This window comes from Nostoc sp. 'Lobaria pulmonaria (5183) cyanobiont' (genome assembly GCF_002949795.1).
GTDB lineage: Bacteria > Cyanobacteriota > Cyanobacteriia > Cyanobacteriales > Nostocaceae > Nostoc.
Genome location: NZ_CP026692.1, coordinates 365452 through 384947 on the forward strand (window position 1 = coordinate 365452; position 19496 = coordinate 384947).

The 19496-nt window shown below is 41.0% G+C and carries 9 protein-coding genes; all 9 read left to right on the forward strand.

Annotation, left to right across the window (positions count from 1 at the left end):
• The first annotated feature begins 89 nt into the window (after positions 1 to 89).
• Positions 90 to 6629 (forward strand): non-ribosomal peptide synthetase, encoded by a 6540-nt coding sequence (locus tag NLP_RS01530; RefSeq protein ID WP_104904848.1) that lies wholly within the window; start codon positions 90 to 92, stop codon positions 6627 to 6629.
• Entirely contained in the window at positions 6626 to 10021 is a 3396-nt protein-coding gene (locus tag NLP_RS01535) for a non-ribosomal peptide synthetase (RefSeq protein ID WP_104904849.1), read from the forward strand. Before NLP_RS01530 ends, NLP_RS01535 begins: the two co-directional genes overlap by 4 nt.
• A 106-nt stretch (positions 10022 to 10127) precedes the next feature.
• Positions 10128 to 13223 (forward strand): thioester reductase domain-containing protein, encoded by a 3096-nt coding sequence (locus NLP_RS01540; RefSeq protein WP_104904850.1) that lies wholly within the window; start codon positions 10128 to 10130, stop codon positions 13221 to 13223.
• Positions 13224 to 13368: 145 nt separating this feature from the next.
• Positions 13369 to 14274, forward strand: coding sequence for a class I SAM-dependent DNA methyltransferase (locus NLP_RS01545; RefSeq protein ID WP_234017159.1), 906 nt, complete (start codon positions 13369 to 13371; stop codon positions 14272 to 14274).
• A gap of 29 nt (positions 14275 to 14303) precedes the next feature.
• Positions 14304 to 15773, forward strand: a complete 1470-nt coding sequence (locus NLP_RS01550) for an aspartate aminotransferase family protein (protein ID WP_104904851.1) — start codon at positions 14304 to 14306, stop codon at positions 15771 to 15773.
• A gap of 109 nt (positions 15774 to 15882) precedes the next feature.
• Complete coding sequence (locus tag NLP_RS01555; protein WP_104904852.1) at positions 15883 to 16353, forward strand: hypothetical protein; 471 nt, start codon at positions 15883 to 15885, stop codon at positions 16351 to 16353.
• Positions 16353 to 16916 carry a siderophore biosynthesis protein gene (locus tag NLP_RS01560; protein WP_104904853.1) on the forward strand — a complete coding sequence of 188 codons (564 nt, stop codon included), beginning with the start codon at positions 16353 to 16355 and terminating at the stop codon, positions 16914 to 16916. Before NLP_RS01555 ends, NLP_RS01560 begins: the two co-directional genes overlap by 1 nt.
• A 297-nt stretch (positions 16917 to 17213) precedes the next feature.
• The gene (locus NLP_RS01565) at positions 17214 to 18419 is read left to right on the forward strand and encodes a tyrosinase family protein (protein ID WP_199784738.1); all 1206 of its coding nucleotides are present in this window, start codon (positions 17214 to 17216) and stop codon (positions 18417 to 18419) included.
• Positions 18420 to 18463: 44 nt separating this feature from the next.
• Positions 18464 to 19495, forward strand: a complete 1032-nt coding sequence (locus tag NLP_RS01570; protein WP_104904855.1) for a sucrase ferredoxin — start codon at positions 18464 to 18466, stop codon at positions 19493 to 19495.
• The last annotated feature ends 1 nt before the right edge of the window (position 19496 follow it).

A 19496-nucleotide genomic window follows, 5' to 3' on the forward strand; every position in this document is an offset into this window, starting at 1 on the left:
AGATCCGAAAATAACCAAGGTCAAGTTTAGGTTTCATACTTTTTGATAATATTTTGCTTTGTAACATATAGATATCTGGTAGTGAACTTATGAGCGATTTATCAAAATACCTTTCAACTATTTCCCCAAACAAGCTGGCATTACTTTCCAAACACATCGAGAAAAAGTCTATCAAAGCTCCGACAAAGCAAGTTATTGCTCGGAGGAATCAGTATAATGAAATCCCATTATCCTTTGCCCAACAAAGACTGTGGTTTCTAGCCAAACTAGAACCAGAAAATCCATTTTACAATCAACCTACAGCCTTAAGACTGAGTGGACAACTAAATATCCCTATTCTCCAACAAAGCCTAACAGAATTAGTCAGAAGACACGAACCATTAAGAACAACCTTTAGCACTACAGCAGCAGGAAAGACAGTACAAATTATCCATCCAACAGCAGAAATACTCTTACCAATCATCAACCTAGAACAATTAAACTCTACTAATCAAAAACAAGAAATAAAGCAACTAGTTAATCAAGAAGCCCAAAAAGTATTTAACCTAGAACAAGATTTATCACTTAGAGTAACCGTAATAAAACTCAACCCATCAGAACACATAATCTTCTTCACCACACATCACATAGTCACCGATGAGTGGTCAATTGGAATCCTAGTCAAAGAAATCGCCACTCTTTATCAAGCATTTCTGGAAGGAAAACCATCACCATTAGCAGAATTACCAATTCAATATGCTGATTTTGCCTTATGGCAGAGAGAATGGTTAACTGGAGAGGTTCTCTCAACACAACTTAACTATTGGAAACATCAATTACAAGATTTACCAAGACTAGATTTACCCACAGACTACTCTCGACCAGCAAACATAACTTATCAAGGAGCAACCCTTACATTTGAAATATCCTCATCATTAACTGCAAAAATTAAAGCACTGGCACAGCAAGAAGGAGTCACCTTATTTATGACCTTGCTGGCTGCTTTCCAAGTTCTTTTGTTGCGTTACACTAATCGAGAAGATCTAGCAGTAGGAACACCAATAGCCAATCGTAATCAAGCCGAGATTGAAGGCTTAGTCGGCTTCTTTGTTAATACCTTGGTATTGAGAACCAACTTAGAAAACAATCTCAGTTTTAGAGAGTTATTACAAAGAGTCAGAGAAGTAACCTTAGCAGCCTATAGTCATCAAGATATACCCTTCGAGCAACTAGTCGAAGAGCTAAAAGTAGAAAGACATCTCAACCACAATCCCCTGTTTGATGTTATGTTTACCCTGGAAAATGGCGGAGGGAAAAAATTAACACTACCGGGGCTAACTTTAAGTTATCTAAAACAAGAAAGTAAAACCGCGATTTTTGATTTAATACTCTTAATAAATGAAACAGAAACAGGATTAGCAGGGGCAATTAAATACAGTACGCAGTTATTTAAACTAAGTACGATTGAGCGGATGATGGCTCATTTTCATGAATTGTTAAAAGCCATAACTGCTAATCCCAAAGTCAAGCTCTTACAACTACCATTATTAACAGCAGCAGAGCGTCAGCAATTATTAGTAGAGTGGAATGATACAGAAGTTGAATATCCTCAAGATAAATGTATTCATGACTTATTTGAAGCGCAAGTAGAGAAAACGCCTGATGCTGTAGCAGTTGTATTTGAATCGGAACAGTTGACCTATCGGGAACTCAACGCCAGAGCCAATCAACTTGCACACTACCTGCAACAACTGGGAGTAAAACCAGAGGTATTGGTGGGGATTTGTATAGAGCGCTCCTTGGATATGGTCATCGGACTATTAGCTATCCTCAAAGCAGGTGGCGCATACGTACCACTAGATCCAGCCTATCCACCGGAACGCTTGGCTTATATGTTAGAAGACTCTCAGCGAGGCGTTTTGTTAACACAACAATATTTATTAGAAAATTTACCAAATCACAAAGCTCAAGTAATTTGCATCGATAGCGACTGGGAACTAATCGCCGATGAAAACAGAGAAAATCCTGCGTGTAATATCATAGTTGATAACCTTGCTTACGTTATTTACACCTCTGGTTCCACAGGAAAACCAAAAGGTGCAATGAACACCCATCAGGGAATCTGCAATCGCTTACTGTGGATGCAGGATACTTATCAATTAACAGCAGCAGACAGTGTTTTGCAGAAAACGCCCTTCAGTTTCGACGTATCTGTGTGGGAATTTTTCTGGACGTTGATGACAGGTGCGCGGTTAGTAGTAGCTCAACCAGAAGGTCATCGAGATCCCAGCTACATAGTTAACTTGATTCTACAGCAGCAAATTACGACCTTACATTTTGTCCCATCAATGTTGCAAGCATTCCTGTCAGCAGAAGGATTAGAAAAATGTCAGTCTTTGGTAAGAGTCATAGCCAGTGGTGAAGCATTACCAGTCCAACTACAACAGAGCTTCTTTAATCGACTTGATGCCCAACTGTATAATCTCTATGGACCAACAGAAGCGGCTGTAGATGTGACTTTTTGGCAGTGTCAGGATAATTTGACCAACCAAACAACAGTTCCGATTGGGCGACCAATAGCAAATATTCAAATTTATCTACTTGATAAGTATTTTAATCCTGTTGCTTTTGGTGTAGCAGGTGAAGTTTATATTGGTGGTGTGGGAGTAGGTAGGGGTTACTTAAACCGTCCCGACTTAACATCAGAAAAATTTATTCCTAACCCTTTTAACAAAGAAACAGCAGCCCGTCTGTACAAAACAGGAGACTTAGCACGTTATTTACCGAATGGAGAAATAGAGTACATTGGTCGCATTGACCACCAGGTTAAGATACGTGGTTTCCGTATAGAACTCGGAGAAATTGAAGCGCTCATTACTCAACACCCAGCAGTGCAAGAAACTGTAGTTGTAGTCAGCGATGATGCAGAAGATTCTAAACGAATAATCGCCTATGTAGTTCCTCAAAAAGAACAAAAACTGGATATTTCTGAACTACGTGTTTTTTTGGAATCAAAGTTACCAAATTACATGATACCAAGCGCTTTTGTCATCCTTGAAGCACTACCACTGACACCCAATGGCAAAGTTGACCGGAAATCACTACCAGCACCTGAATTAATACAGCTATCATCACCCAATTATGTTGCGCCTACCACACCAATAGAGAATTTATTAGCAGGTATTTGGGCAAAAATACTTGGTATTGAAAAAGTAGGTATTGATAACAATTTCTTTGAACTAGGTGGTCATTCCTTAATCGCCACTCGCGTGATGTCACAAATTCGGCAAGTATTTCAAATAGAACTGCCTTTACGTTGTTTATTTGAAAAACCGACAATCGCAGAGTTAGCCAAAGAAATTGAAACAACCAACAAAGCAGGCTTAGGAATTGAAACAACAAAGATTGAGCCGATAGTGCGATCGCCACAATTACCGCTATCATTTGCTCAACAGAGGTTATGGTTCCTAGCTCAATTAGAACCAGACAGTTCATTCTACAACATACCTGCGGCTGTTCGCCTGAAAGGAGAACTGAACATCAAGGCGTTACAACAAAGTTTAAACGAAATTCTACGCCGCCACGAAGCATTGAGAACCAATTTCCAGACAGTTGAAGGGCAAGCAATAGCTGTGATCTCTGAAGTAAAGCCCTTAAGATTACCAACAATCGATATTAGCGAACTCCCTTTAGCTCAACAAGAAGTTGAAATCAGGCAACAAGCTGCACAAGAGGCACAACAGCCCTTTGACATCAGCAGCGATTATTTACTGAGAGTAAAACTATTACGTCTGGATGAACAAGAACACATTGTACTACTGACAATGCACCACATTGCTTCTGACGGTTGGTCAGTTGGCGTACTAGTGCAAGAGTTAGCAACACTTTATCCATCCTTCTGTAATCATCAACCCTCACCATTACCTGAACTACCAATACAGTATGTAGACTTCGCCGCTTGGCAACGACAATGGTTAGAGGCAGAAGTATTACAATCGCAGATATCCTATTGGCGACAACAGTTAGAAGATGCACCCAAAGTATTAGAGTTACCCACTGATTACCTCAGACCAGCAATTGGGACATTTCGAGGTGCAACCTATTCATTTGAGCTATCATATGAACTGTCTGTAGCCCTGAATAAATTGAGCCAGCAGCAGGGAAGTACCTTATTTATGACGCTGTTAGCAGCTTTCCAAACACTGCTATGGCGTTACACAGGGCAAGAAGATATTGTGGTTGGTTCACCTATCGCCAATCGCAACCGAGCAGAGATAGAAGGGTTAATTGGATTTTTTGTCAATACTTTGGTGCTGAGAACTAACTTGACAGGTAATCCTAGCTTCGAGGAACTACTCAAACGAGTGCGGGAAGTCGCATTAGGAGCTTATGCTCATCAAGATTTGCCGTTTGAGTTGTTAGTTGAACAACTACAACCACAGCGAGATTTAAGCCATACACCACTGTTTCAAGTGATGTTTGTGCTTCAGAATGCACCGATGTCTGCCTTGGAGTTGCCTGATTTGACTTTGAGTCCTGTAGAAAGTGATAGCAATACTGCTAAGTTTGATTTGACTCTTTACATGAGTGAAACCGAGTCAGGATTAGTTGGTAATTTAGAATATAATACTGATTTATTTGCGGAAAATTCCATACAAAGAATGGCGGCTCATTTGCAAACGTTGCTGTCTGGAATTGTGACAAATCCACAAGCAAGTTTGTCGGAATTATCACTGCTAACCCAAACTGAGAAACACCAATTACTCCAAGAGTGGAATGATACAGAAGTTGAATATCCTCAACAGCTATGCATCCATGAATTGTTTGAAGTACAGGTACAAAAAACACCTGATGCTGTAGCAGTTGTGTTTGAAGATGAACAGCTAACTTATTGGGAACTGAATACTAGAGCAAATCAATTGGCGCATTACCTGCAACAACTGGGAGTAAAACCAGAGGTATTAGTGGGGATTTGTGTAGAGCGATCGCTTTACATGATAATCGGACTATTAGCCATCCTCAAAGCAGGCGGTGCATACATCCCACTAGACCCTAGCTATCCTCAAGAACGCTTAGTTTTCATGTTGCAGGATGCTCAGATACCAATATTACTAACACAGCAGCACCTGATAGAGAATTTACCGCAATCTCAGACTAAGGTTATTGATCTAGATACAGATTGGCAAAGTATCGCTCAACAAAACTCACAAAACCTAGTGAGTGAATGTACAAGTAACAACCTAGCTTACGTCATCTATACATCCGGCTCAACGGGTCAACCAAAAGGTGTGTTAGTCAATCACAGTAACGTTGTTCGTTTGTTGGCAGCCACTGAATCCTGGTACAACTTTAACCAACAAGATGTCTTTTCACTGTTCCATTCCATAGCTTTTGATTTTTCTGTTTGGGAAATTTGGGGTGCCCTGCTGTATGGTGGAAAATTAGTAGTAGTACCATACTGGCTAAGTCGTTCACCAGAAGACTTCTACAAATTATTGTTAACACAGCAAGTGACGGTACTCAATCAAACGCCTTCAGCTTTCTCCCAGCTTATACAGACAGAAGAATCTTGGGGAACTTCCAACAAGCTAAGTCTGCGAAAAGTCATTTTCGGTGGAGAAGCATTGCAATTCGAGAGTCTAAGACCTTGGTTTGAACGTCATGGCGATCAGTTGCCACAATTAGTAAATATGTACGGGATCACGGAAACAACCGTGCATGTTACCTATCGTCCACTAACGATGGTAGATTTAGAAGCGGCATCAGCAAGTGTCATTGGGCGTCCCATTGGTGATTTACAAGTCTACTTGCTAGATAAATATCGACAGCCAGTACCCATTGGCGTACCAGGTGAAATGTATGTTGGCGGTGCTGGTGTGGCACGAGGTTATTTAAACCGGCCACAACTAACATCTCAAAGGTTTATTCCCAACCCCTTCAGCAATAAACCTAACGCACGCCTTTATAAATCCGGCGATTTAGCTCGTTATTTACTGGATGGAGACATCGAATACTTAGGTCGTATTGATCACCAAGTAAAAATACGTGGTTTCCGGATTGAACTCAAAGAAATTGAGGCTCTAATCAATCAGCATCCAGCAGTGCGAGAAGCTGTAGTTGTAGTACGCTCAGATTTATCAGATTCTCAACAAATAGTCGCCTATGTAGTCCCAGAAAAAGAACAAAAACTGACTATTTCCAAACTACGTAGCTTCCTGGAGTCAAAGCTACCAAACTATATGATACCAGGAGCTTTTGTCATCCTTGAAGCACTAGTCTTAACACCCAATGGCAAGGTTGATCGCAAAGCTTTACCTGCACCAAATATATTGAGGAGTGATCTTGCCTTTGTATTACCTCGTAATTCCACAGAACAGAAAGTAGCCACCATCTATGCAGAAGTTTTAAAACAAGAAAAAATTAGTATTAATGACAATTTTTTTGAATTAGGAGGACATTCTTTACTGGCGACCCAAGTTATATCTCGTTTGCGTGAGGCATTCGAGATAGAGTTTCCTCTACGTATCTTGTTTGAGAAACCAACTGTAGCGAGTTTAGCAGAAAGTATTGAAACTACTAATTTAACGATTAAGCAAATTTCACGCCCTCCGATTGCTCAAGAAAAAGGTCGAAAGGAAATCAAATTATGAAAACTATTGATGAATTCTTAATTTATCTTTCTAGTCTAGACGTTAAGCTTTGGCTCGAAGGCGATCGCCTGTGTTGTAATGCTCCTGAAGAGGTGTTAACATCCAGTCTCAGTTCTCAGCTTTCCCAACGCAAAGAAGAAATTTTAGTCTTTCTCCATCGCACTAATCAGACTTCAAAGTCAAAGCGAGCTATTTTACCTGTTTCGAGAACCGAAGACTTACCTTTATCTTTTGCCCAGCAACGGTTATGGTTTCTCGATCAAATTGAACCTGGCACCCCCCTTTATAACGTTCCTGCGGCTGTACGTCTTAAGGGTTCGCTCAATATAGCCGCCTTGGAGCAAAGTTTCAACGAAATTGTGCGACGCCATGAAGCATTACGCACCACCTTTCAGACGCTAGATGGGCAGCCAGTTCAGTTGATTTCCCCGATTTTAACCTTGGCACTGCCCATACTAGACTGGCGGCAGTTAAGGCACGACGAACGAGAAGCTGAAGTCCAGCGCTTGGCTGATAAGGAAGCTCAACGGCCTTTCGACTTAGCTAAGGGGCCACTTCTGCGAGTAACTCTGGTACGCTTAGATGAAGCTGAATATGTGGCGCTGTTGACGATGCACCATATTATTTCCGATGCTTGGTCTACAGGCATACTTATTCGAGAACTCAGTACACTCTACGAAGCCTTTTCCACTGGTCAGCCGTCCCCACTCCCAGAGTTACCAATCCAGTACGCTGACTTTGCTGCTTGGCAGCGCCAGTGGCTCCAGGGTGAGGTACTGAACGCCCAGCTATCTCACTGGCGAAAACAACTCAGTGGTAATCTTCCAATTCTGCAATTACCTACAGACTACCCCCGACCAAGAGTTCAGACCTTCCGAGGTGCAGGGCAATCATTTTCTCTGCCTACCGATCTCACGGAGGCACTCAAGGCATTGAGTCAGAAGGAAGAGGTAACGCTCTTCATGACATTACTAGCAGCATTCAAGACTTTGCTTTACCGCTACACCTCCCAAGAGGACATCCTAGTGGGTTCACCCATTGCTAACCGCAACCGGATGGAGACAGAACTACTAATTGGCTTTTTTGTCAATACCTTAGTGCTGCGTACTGACCTATCGGGCAATCCCACCTTCCGGGAATTTTTGAGGCGGGTGAGGCAGGTGACTTGGGACGCCTACGACCATCAGGACTTGCCCTTTGAAAAATTGGTCGAGGAACTGCAACTAGAGCGAGACTTGAGCTACAGTCCGCTGTTTCAGGTGAAGTTCATGCTGCAAAATGCCCCAAAGGTAGACTTGAAACTTCCCGGTTTGACGCTGAGTTTTCTGCACTCAGAAAACTCAACAGCTAAGTTGGACTTGAGCCTGGATATGTATGAAACTGCTTCGGGACTGATGGGGGTGTTTGAGTACAACACAGACCTATTTGACGGGGCTACGATTAATCGGATGGTGGAGCATTTCCGCAGTTTGTTGTCGGGTATTCTCAAGAATCCAGAGCAACATATTTCTGAATTGCTCCTACTCACTGAAGCAGAACAACATCGACTACTACTGGGGTGGAATGACACCCAGAGCCTGTATCCCAGAGATTTATGTTTCCATGAGTTATTTGAAGCTCAAGTGGAGCGATCGCCAGATGCTGTTGCAGTTGTCTTCAAGGATGAACAACTAACTTACCGAGAACTCAACCAACGCGCCAATCAATTATCACACCATCTACAAAAACTGGGCGTGAAACCAGAGGTATTAGTTGGGATTTGTGTAGAGCGATCGCTCTCTATGGTCATCGGAGTATTAGCCATTCTCAAAGCGGGTGGCGCTTATATCCCTCTAGACCCAACTTACCCGTTAGAGCGCCTTGCCTTCATGCTGTCAGATTCACAAGTACCCATACTTCTGACAACACAGAAATTAGTCACAGAACTACCCCAACATATCGCCAAAGTCGTCTGTCTAGATACCGATTGGGCAACTATTGCACAGGAGAGCAAGCAGAACCTCAATAGTGGTGCTATCGTCGAAAACTTGGCTTACCTTATTTATACCTCTGGGTCTACAGGGACACCGAAAGGAGTCTTGGTTACTCATCAAGGATTAGGCAACCTAACGAAAGACAAAATTCGGACGTGTAAAGTTCAACCCGACAGCCGCATTCTCCAATTCTTCTCCTTGAGCTTTGATGCTTCCATTCCAGAATTAGTTATGGCTCTGGGTTCTGGTGCAACCCTCCATCTGGGAACACCGGAAGATTTGCTTCCTGGCTCCGCCTTAATGCAGATATTACGTGAACAAGCCATTACCCATATTACGCTCCCTCCCTCAGCCCTGGCGGTTCTGCCCCCTGCCGAACTACCTGCTTTGGAAATGGTTTTAGTGGGAGGAGAAGCTCCTTCTGGCGAACTAATCGCGCAATGGTCAAAAGGGCGACTGTTCATCAATGCCTACGGACCGACCGAAACGACAGTCAACGCGAGTATGGTGGAATGCGGCAACGACGGTCAATCTTTACCTACCGTGCGTCCCGCCGCCAACAAACAGCTTTACATCCTAGACCAACATCTCCAACCTGTTCCCATCGGCGTGCCAGGAGAACTGCACATTGGTGGAGTCGGTCTGGCGCGGGGCTACCTCAACCGTCCAGAAAAAACTGCCGAGACATTCATCCCTAATCCTTTTAGTGATGAACCAGGAAGCCGTCTATACAAAACTGGGGACTTAGCTTGCTACCTGAGTGACGGTCATATCAAGCTTCTTGGTCGCCTCGACCATCAGGTTAAAATTCGCGGCTTTCGGATTGAACCGGGAGAGATTGAAGCACTGTTAACCCAACACCCAGGAGTGCGAGAAAGCATAGTCATCGTCCGTGAAGATCAACCAGGAGATAAACGGCTCGTCGCTTATATCGTCCCCGATCCGGAAAATAACCCGACAATTGGCGATTTACGCCGCTTTATTGCAGAAAAATTACCCAATTACATGATACCTGCGGCGTTCGTAACGCTCGATGCCCTACCGCTCAATCCCAACGGCAAAGTAGACCGTTTTGCTCTGCCTGTACCAGATACGGCTCGACCAGAATTAGAATCAGCGTTTGTCGCTCCTTGCACCCCTACAGAGCAAATTTTGGCTGACATTTTTGCCAAAGTGCTGGAGGTTGAGCAGGTAGGTGCTCATGACAATTTCTTTGAGTTGGGAGGACATTCGTTGCTGGCAACTCAACTAGTTGCTCAGTTGCTCAAAACATTTGAGGTAGAGGTGACAGTTGTTGACCTATTTGAAGCACCTACTGTAACAGGTTTAGCTGAACGCATCGAGAAAATGCAGACTTTGGAGAAGCTTTGGTCTCTTCCTTTGGAGATGGTTGAGGAAAGAGAGGAAATTGAAATATGAGGAGGTAGAGTTGTCTTTTTAAACGCAGAGTAAGCGCAAAGGGAGGCTGAGTTTTGATTCGCTACGAATTCATGGAATTCTGTACAGTACATCTTAATTACGAATTATGCCTTATCTCAAACCCAACGTTATCGTAGAGCCATTATTTAATCAATGGTATGCCTGGTCGTACCTCATCTTCCCAGCAACAGCGGCTCGGTATATTACTGAATCGCATCTCAAAATTATGCAGTCGTTTGTCGATGCTCCACAGGTTCATCAGTCAGCACTGAAAAATCCAGCTATGATGGGCGCTCCCTTTATTAACTATGAGGTTGACCGAGTTCATCAAATAAAAGCTTTGTTAGAAAAAACGAAAGAAGAACAAGCACATCTGGTGCAGCTCAGTCAAGCGATCGCACAGCTAGACACGATGCTAACTGAAGAAGCCAAGGGATATTCCTTAGAACCTCTTTATCAAAACGTTCCTGAAGCATTAAAAGGATATGTAGAGTTAGTTTATGACTCAAACAACCATCCTTCTATTCGCTTTATTGAAGGACTTCTCTATAAAAGTCAGTACTATAATCCTGCATCCCAAACTGTTGCTTTATATTTAGGTCAAGAGGATGAACGTTCCTTTGTCCTCAGTACGCCTCGTTTAAAAGATGAGCGTTATTTACATTTAAATTTTCCCTTCAACGACTCCAGACTCGATCGCCTCTTTCAAATGAGGGATATTCCTCAACCCTATACTCAAATCAAAAATCTGTTGGGGATAGCTGAGGAAGATGAGGCATTATTTTCATTGTTCTTCACCGAAGAACCTCCTCAGAAAGAGCCAAAATATAGCGGTGATTCAGTCAGAATTCGTTACTTCGGTCATGCTTGTGTTTTAATTGAAACTAAAGACATCAGTATTTTATTAGACCCATTAATCAGCTATCAGCATCAAGAGGGCATTCCCCGCTACACCTATGCCGATTTACCGGAAACGATTGACTACGCGCTGATTACCCACAATCATCAAGACCACTGTATGTTTGAAACATTGTTGCAGTTGCGACATAAAATCAAGCATTTAGTGGTGCCGAAGAGTAACAGTGGGGTTTTACTCGATCCTTCTATGAAATTAATCTTAAAAACAATTGGCTTTGCCAATGTTATAGAAATTGACAACCTGGAAGCGATAGACATTAATGAAGGACAGATTGTTGCCTTACCTTTTTTAGGTGAACATGGGGATTTAAATATTAGCGCCAAAGCCGCTTATCTGATTCAATTAAAAGGACAATCTATTCTTTGTCTAGCAGATTCTAATAATATTGAGCCTAAACTTTATGAAACAATTCAAAAAATATTTGGAGATATTGATGTAATTTTTATCGGTATGGAATGTGATGGAGCGCCCTTTAGCTGGGCTTATGGCTCCTTACTCACAAAATCAATACCCAGAAAGATGGGTGCAACTCGGAGATTAGATGGTTCAAATGCTGACAGAGCATTTGAACTTGTCAGTCAATTTAATCCGCAACAGGTTTATGTTTATGCAATGGGACAAGAACCTTGGCTGATCTATATCACATCAATTCAATATACTGAAGAATCTCGTCCTATTATTGAGTCAAATAAGTTAGTAGAAGCGTGTAGAAATCGCAATATTTTTAGCGAACGGCTATTGGGTAAAAAAGAAATTTTATTAGAAAAAAATCCCAAACAAGTACCAAATGTAAAATTTGCTACAAATTATAACAAACACTTAAACGAAAAGAAAGTTACTCAAAGCGTTGATGAGTTTTTAGCTAAACTTAGCCGTCTCGATATCAAGCTTTGGGTAGATGAAGATCGTTTGCGCTGTAACGCTCCAAAAGGAGCGCTGACACCAACTTTAAAAACTCAGCTTTCCGATCGCAAAGCAGAAATTCTGGAGTTTCTGAGCAATAAGTCTAATGGTAGCGAAACGTTAGCGTTACTCAATGCTGACGCGATTCTAGACTCTTCCATTCGCGCTGAATTACTGACCCAGCCGACTGTTGAACCCAGTTGTATATTATTAACTGGAGCGACTGGTTTTGTTGGAGCCTTTTTACTTTACGAACTCCTGCAACAAACTTCCTGCGATGTTTATTGTCTAATTCGTGCCAACAGTACTGAATTAGCTCACAATAAGCTGCGAAACTACCTTGAATCCTATCTACTTTGGGAGGAAGGTTTTAGTAGCAGGATTATTCCAGTTATTGGAGATTTATCACAGCCACTTTTGGGACTTTCTGAGTCACAATTTCACGAGCTTGCTGATACAATTGATGTTATCTATCATAATGGGGCGTGGGTTCATCACGCTTCTCCTTACTCGTTACTCAAAGCCACCAATGTCCTGGGAACTCAAGAAGTATTGAGATTGGCGTGCCAAACGAAAGTGAAGCCAGTTCATTTGATTTCTGCTACCAGCGTGTTCTCAGGAGTTGGTGATTCTGGAGTGAGAGTAGTTCGAGAACAGGATAATATTGATAATGGTCAAGTCCCATTCGGGGGCTATAACCAGAGTAAATGGGTAGCAGAAAAGTTAGTCAACGCTGCACGCGATCGCGGACTTCCAGTTTGTATTTATAGACTCGGACGCATATCAGGACACAGCCTAACGGGTGTCTTTAATGTCAATGACTTTTTGTATAGATTGATTATCGGTTGCGTCCAACTCGGCAGTATTCCCGATGTTGAGTTGATACAGGATATTATTCCTGTAGATTATGCAAGCAAAGCTATTATTCATCTATCGAAACTGCAAAACTCTTGGGGTAAAGCCTTTCACTTGACTCATCCTCAACCAGTTTCCACAAACCTGTTTTTCGAGAAGTTGCGATCGCTTGGCTATCCGATTCAACAAATTTCTTACGATCAATGGCACACTCAACTGTTAAACATTGCACAGAATTCTCCAGAACACGCTTTATATCCTCTAGTTTCTCTGCTCCCTGGTAGAAATAATAATTCCCAAGCACCAACTTCTGATTCAGCAGTTTTAAAATTTGACTTTCAAAATACACTCAATGGTTTAAAAAATACATCCATTACTTGTCCTACTATCGATGATCAATTGCTAAATATTTACTTCTCATACCTCATTAAAAACAATTTTTTAGTACCACCACCCATTAAAAATAGCGCTCAAAAAAGCCACGATGAGTACATTTTCTCAAATTTGACGCTAACACAGAGTTAAGTATAACGGCGTCAACAAATCTAAGCTATGTCATTGTAACTTAAACGAAGTGGAATGTAGACATAATACAAAATCTTGAAAAAAGTGGTTAAGAACCAAAATTTGCCCAAATTATAATTTTTGTATTTTCATTTGAGAAAACACCATGAACAAAACTGACATATCTCCAGAAAGTCGCTATACAGATTACGACCCTTGGGCTTGGTTATACAATAAATCAGAAGCAGAACTAGCCTGTAAAGGGTTACTGCCAAACATAGAGAAATTACTTTTGCCACACCTTTCTAAAGGAGCGAAAATTTTCGATCTCTGCTGCGGTACAGGGCAATTATCGCAAGAGTTAATCGCTAAAGGTTATGAAATTGTTGGACTAGATGGCTCTGAAAAAATGCTGCACTATGCTCGCCAAAATGCACCAGATGCTGAGTTTATTTTAGGTGATGCTCGTGATTTTAAACTTCCTTACACATTTGAAGCTACTATTTGTACTGATTCTGCCCTCAACCACATCATGAGTCTTGAAGAACTCAAAAGTGTTTTTAGTAATGTATATAAGGTCTTGAAAGAAAACGGCCTATTTTTATTTGATATAGGCTTAGAAAAGCGATATGCCAACATCTTTGTTAATGATGGTGAAATGCAAGAAAATTATGCCTGGACTGTGGGCGAAACTTACAATCCAGAAGAAAAAGTTGGTACATTTACAATTACAATGTTCCAGCAAAATGACAATAAATTAGACAAAAAGCCAAACTCAATTAGCTTACTAATAAAAAATTTAAAACGCATAGTTTACAATAAATTTTTGCGTCGCACTAAACCATCAGCTTTATTGCAACTTGTAGAAAAAGACTGGCAACCCTCAGAAATTAATTTTTCAGTCAAGCCTTATTCCAAAACAGAAATTCAGTCAGTTTTGGAAGAAGTAGGGTTTACGTCGCTTAGTATTTATAACTCCAACGGTGAATTAGCAGATCCTGAAAATAATAAGTATGCCTATTTTGTAGGACGTAAACCTTCTGCTTCTCTCAGTTTATCAAAATCAGACTAAAAAATGTAGGTAAATAACACTCCAAAAACATGATAACTAATAAACAAACTTCACCTGTTTCTACAGAGACAAAAGCAGATTTACAACAGAAACATTTACAAGCATTAATCGAACGCTACACCAAACGGACAAAAAAGTCAAAACAAATGACCCAAGCTTACCGTTCGGTTCTAGCAGACCCCAGAGTTCCAGAATGGTTCGATGCTTCCGTTAAAGAGATGTGTTATTTAATCATCAGTCAACAAGCTCAAGGATCTCGAGTTTGGGATATTGATGGAAATGAATATATCGACATCATCATGGGGTTCGGCAGCAATCTTTTAGGGCATAATCCACCATTCGTGAAAGAAGCAATTCAGGAGCAGCTTGAAAAAGGATTTTCCCTAGGCCCACAATCAGAATACGCTGGTGAAGTTGCGGAGTTAATTAGCGAACTGACAGGGATGGAAAGAGTAGCTTTTAGCAATACTGGCACGGAAGCTGTAATGACAGCAATTCGGTTGGCTCGCTCCCATACAAAGCGCAATAAAATTGCTTTATTTACTAGTTCCTATCACGGTCATTCCGATGGTGTTTTAGTCGGATCTCTCGGTCTCAAGTTGCCTAAAATACTTGAAAAGCTAGGTGGTAATATCCTAACTTCTCGTATTAATTCCCTAGCCTTTCCAGCATCTCGTGGCATTCCTTACTCAGTTAGCAAAAATGTTTTAATGCTAGAGTATGGCAACCCTGAATCTCTCAACATTATTAAAGCTAATCAGGGAAAATTAGCAGCAGTTATAGTAGAACCCATCCAGACCGGTAAACCCAATCTACAGCCGAAAGAGTTTCTACATCAACTCAGGCAATTAACTCAAAAATCAGGAATTGCCCTCATTTTTGATGAAATGGTAACAGGCTTCCGTCTTCATCAAGGAGGAGCTCAGGCTTGGTTTGGTGTTGAAGCAGATATCGCTGCTTATGGTAAGGTTGTCGGTGGAGGAATGCCGATTGGAATTATTGCCGGAAAAAGAGCCTACTTGGATCGTATTGATGGGGGTATGTGGAACTATGGAGATGCTTCTTCTCCTGAAGTAGAAAAAACCTTTTTCGCAGGCACTCACTGCAAGCACCCTCTAGCGATCGCAGCGAGTCGAGCAGTACTTAAGTATTTAAAAAATCAGGGACCCAGTCTTCAAGAGCAATTGAACCAAAGAACATCTCAGTTTGTAGAAAGATTAAATATTTACTTTGAAGCCAATAAACTACCAATTCAAATGGCGAATTTTGGCTCTTTCTTTGGTCCTGTATTTACTGAAGATGCTGTCTCCTCAAAAAGTTTTCTTATGGGTTTCGAGCTATTACGTTATCACCTTTTTGATAAAGGTATTTTGCTTAGGGGAGAAGGAGGAGGTTTCTTATCTACTGCTCATACCGATGAAGATATTAACTCGATCCTTAAAGCTATGAAAGACAGCATTACTGAACTACAGGAAGCTGGCTTTTTTCACATCCCGTAACTTAAGCAAACTTCATCATTCTGAGGCATATTCACTAGTCCATCTGAGGGATTTAGTTAGGTCAACAGGGCTATTGATAAATTATTTTTCAACTAAACCCCATTTTGAAATGACCCATAATTCTCTTCCCTCTCAACTTTATCTACTCGTTCCTTGGAACTTACCAATTGAACAACAACTTAGTGAATCAGACCAAGTAAAAACACGTCAAGTACTCAAAAACTTATTGCAAGCTTTAGATGAACTGTCCCATCGGAAAGCCCTTGCCATTATTAATCAAGAATTGGCCAATCTTGATGTCAGCAATATATCTCCTGCCTCAATATCTTCTACTGAAACGTCACTAGAGCCTTGGGAAGTTGAAGACTTTAACCGTTGTTTTAAAGCAACTTACGTCACAACAAAGGAATCAAGCGTCTGTATTGTTTGGGGACTGCTAATCGTTTATAAAACTTTGCTCATACTTGATGAAGATGGTAAAAAATTTGACCCTGATCGAGTCAAGGATCTAAAAGAAGGACTTAAAAGCTATGTTTATCTGTTAGGAAGAGTTTTCAGTTTATCTTTGGAGGAAATCTAATGACTAAAATAGAGACTCAAGTCAAGCTAAAGCAACTTTGGGAGGGATTCCACTGGTTATTTTTTGTGGATGTCCAAGGGCTGATTATCTGTTTGCGACGCTTTGAGATCGAACTTGCAGCAGGTAATCTTTGCCAAGCTGAAGTGGAATTAGGAACGGCAACTAAGTTAATGTTAGCGTCTGGAGCAGCAATGGAACTTGCTGGCAGCTTCAGTAGAAAGGAGTATGAGAATCAAATTATTCCAACTATGAAGCCTCCTCAAGTTGAATCGGAAAACTTTAGCGGATTAATGTCTTGGGATCATGCCTTGCTAATTAAAATTTTGAAAAGACTTAGTCCAGTTTTTCAGGCTCTACCTGTTGAACTCCATACTCAACACAGCCAGTTTGTAAATGCTTATGTTACATTATCGAGTGCTCATACAGCAGTTTGCACTCGATTTGGCGGTGATGAAAAAGGAAGTTTACGTTGTAACAAAAGTACGGCTGTAAGTAAATTAAAGATATTCGCCCAAAATCGCCTAAAGCTTATTGATCCAAATCATAAAGTCACTGATGGGTGATATAGGTATCCTATTTGAGTTGTGAAAGTTGTTGTGTTAATTGTTCTTAGTTATTAGTCCATAGTCATTTGTTCTTTTCGAGAATAATTTAGGATTGCTTTAATTCCATCAAAATGAATTATTATAAAATGGCACTTGCTGGGAGAGTTGCCTTGATACCGGATTTTAACCCATCACAAAGTTATTAACTTTAGCCTAACTAGCGGGTAATTAACTAACTGAAATTAAGATTTACTAAAAATTGATATGAAAAAATTATTGACATTAAGAAAATTCTCATTAATTTATTTCATTGTTATGGTCGTTATCATAGCTGGGTCAGTAATTACAACCTCCATATATCGAAGTTATCCTTATACCTATACACCTCCGGCTATAAACTCACCTGTACCAGCACCCGTTTATCCTCAGTTCATTTCATCGGCTAACCTCTCTGTTCGTAAGAATGTTGTTGACCTCACATCAAAGGAAAAAGCCGTTTTTGTCAAAGCGGTTCATGCCCTAAAAAACACAATTCCACAAGGGAGTAAGCTCAGTATTTATGACCAATTAGTTTTAGAACACGTTCTCACAATGGGTTTTAGTTTATCTAGCGGAGCTAAAGGTTCAGCTAAAGTCAACCCAGCCCATGGGAAGCCTGCATTTCTGCCTTGGCATCGTCAATTTTTGCGGGTATTTGAACAAGCTTTACAAGCAATTGATCCCAGCGTAACTGTTCCTTACTGGGATTGGACAGACCCCAAAGCACTTGAGATTATTCTTCAAGACGACTTTCTAGGATCGCGAGGACAAGGAGTGACTATTGAAATTCCAGGTGCGGGAACGTTCCAAGGAGGTTTAGTTTCCTCCGGTCCATTTGCTGAGTGGACATTGAATGAGAAAATTCATTTTGATCCCATTACTGGAAAGTCATTAGGTCCGAAACTCAAGCGATTTACTAAATTACCACCTTGCGATAAATATCCTATACCTAAAGCGAAAGTAGAAAAACTCTTTGAGTTCGATAATTATGAAATTTTTAACGCTCTTTTAGAAGGAGCATTAAAGTTGGATGAGAAAAACAATTGGGTTGAGGGATGGGAACTTCACGCTTATATCCATTCACTTATTGGTGGTAGTCTTGTTGACAAGCTCGAACCAAACCGTGTACCCCAGCAAACTCAAATTTTAGGGACAATGGACAGTATTCCCAGTTCTCCCTACGATCCAATATTCTGGTTAAATCATGCTAACGTAGACCGCCTTTGGGCTGAATGGCAAGATCGAGGACACACCAGTAGCCGTTTTTATCCATCTAAAGGTATGCCATTTGGACACAACTTGCACGACCTAATGTGGCCTTGGGATAAGGGTTTGTCCATACCAGGAAATGTTGGCTCTGAAGATATCGCTTCTTTAGTGTCAAGTATCCAATCTAATGTAGTGGTCACGCCTATGGACGTTCTAGATTTCAGGAAACTGGGTTATACATACGATACAACTCGTCTAGTTCCAAAAACCTAAAACGACTTAAGTTATAGTTAATTTTTTTTAGTTGATCTGCAAATATGGAAATAAAACAGACTCATAAAACTCACCTTATAGATTGCCGTTTTTGCTCTTTGGTTTCTAAAGCTAACGGAGAAGACCCAATTGGTACAGCAGGTACTTGCGACCATTGGCTGATCATGGAAACTCCACAACCTTGGCCGGAAGAAGTCTTTGAGGAAAATCCAACTATCCAATCATTGATAGGTTTATTCCAAGAGTTAGTTTTTCAGCATGGGATTAATTTAAAACCGATACTAATTGCTCCCGATCGCGAGTATTCTTATGCTGGTTTTACCCGTGTATTATACTACTATCGCCCTGCAAGGCTGTTTTCTCAATTTGAGAAACAGGAATTTATTGTTCCAGAAAACAAAGCTGCTGCTCTAGTGACGGCAATATTCAAGCAGTTAATGGAACAACCCAATGATTTATCAGAATTTCAGCAATATCAACAACAAACAAGTCACATTCGCGAACTCATGGTTTGCACCCATACTCAAGTAGACCTCGCCTGTGGCAGATTTGGGACTCCTATATATCGACAATTACGGAAAAAATATGCTCCTGCTTCCAACGGAAAGTTAAGAGTCTGGCAAACAACTCATTTTGGCGGTCATCAGTTTGCTCCTACCTTAATTGATTTACCTCAAGGATTATTGTGGGGACATCTAGAGCCAGATGTATTGGATTTACTGGTACAGCGAAATGCTTCAGTCTCTGGCTTGCGTCAATACTACCGAGGATGGACTGGTTTAAGTAAATTTGAGCAAATTGCCGAGGGCGAAATTTGGATAAAGTCTGGCTGGAGTTGGTTAGATTACTTGAAAGCAGGTAAAGTGCTAGCTATAGAAGAAGTAGCTGAAGGGCAGAATGCAAATTGGGCAGAAGTTCGGATTGATTTTGCTGCAACTGATGGTAATACAACAGGTGCGTATGAAGCCAGAATTGAAGTTTGTAGTGAGGTTATGAGTGCATACAACTCAGCAAAAGAAATGGAATTAGAAGCAGTAAAGCAGTATCATGTTAGCCGTTTTGTTAAGGTTGAGTAAT

What these genes read in the sequence shown, in the direction of transcription:
- NLP_RS01530 (WP_104904848.1), top strand. Translation starts at nt 90, where the DNA reads ATGAGCGATTTATCAAAATACCTTTCAACTATTTCCCCAAACAAGCTG.
- NLP_RS01535 (WP_104904849.1), top strand. Translation starts at nt 6,626, where the DNA reads ATGAAAACTATTGATGAATTCTTAATTTATCTTTCTAGTCTAGACGTT.
- NLP_RS01540 (WP_104904850.1), top strand. Translation starts at nt 10,128, where the DNA reads ATGCCTTATCTCAAACCCAACGTTATCGTAGAGCCATTATTTAATCAA.
- NLP_RS01545 (WP_234017159.1), top strand. Translation starts at nt 13,369, where the DNA reads ATGAACAAAACTGACATATCTCCAGAAAGTCGCTATACAGATTACGAC.
- NLP_RS01550 (WP_104904851.1), top strand. Translation starts at nt 14,304, where the DNA reads ATGATAACTAATAAACAAACTTCACCTGTTTCTACAGAGACAAAAGCA.
- NLP_RS01555 (WP_104904852.1), top strand. Translation starts at nt 15,883, where the DNA reads ATGACCCATAATTCTCTTCCCTCTCAACTTTATCTACTCGTTCCTTGG.
- NLP_RS01560 (WP_104904853.1), top strand. Translation starts at nt 16,353, where the DNA reads ATGACTAAAATAGAGACTCAAGTCAAGCTAAAGCAACTTTGGGAGGGA.
- NLP_RS01565 (WP_199784738.1), top strand. Translation starts at nt 17,214, where the DNA reads ATGGTCGTTATCATAGCTGGGTCAGTAATTACAACCTCCATATATCGA.
- NLP_RS01570 (WP_104904855.1), top strand. Translation starts at nt 18,464, where the DNA reads ATGGAAATAAAACAGACTCATAAAACTCACCTTATAGATTGCCGTTTT.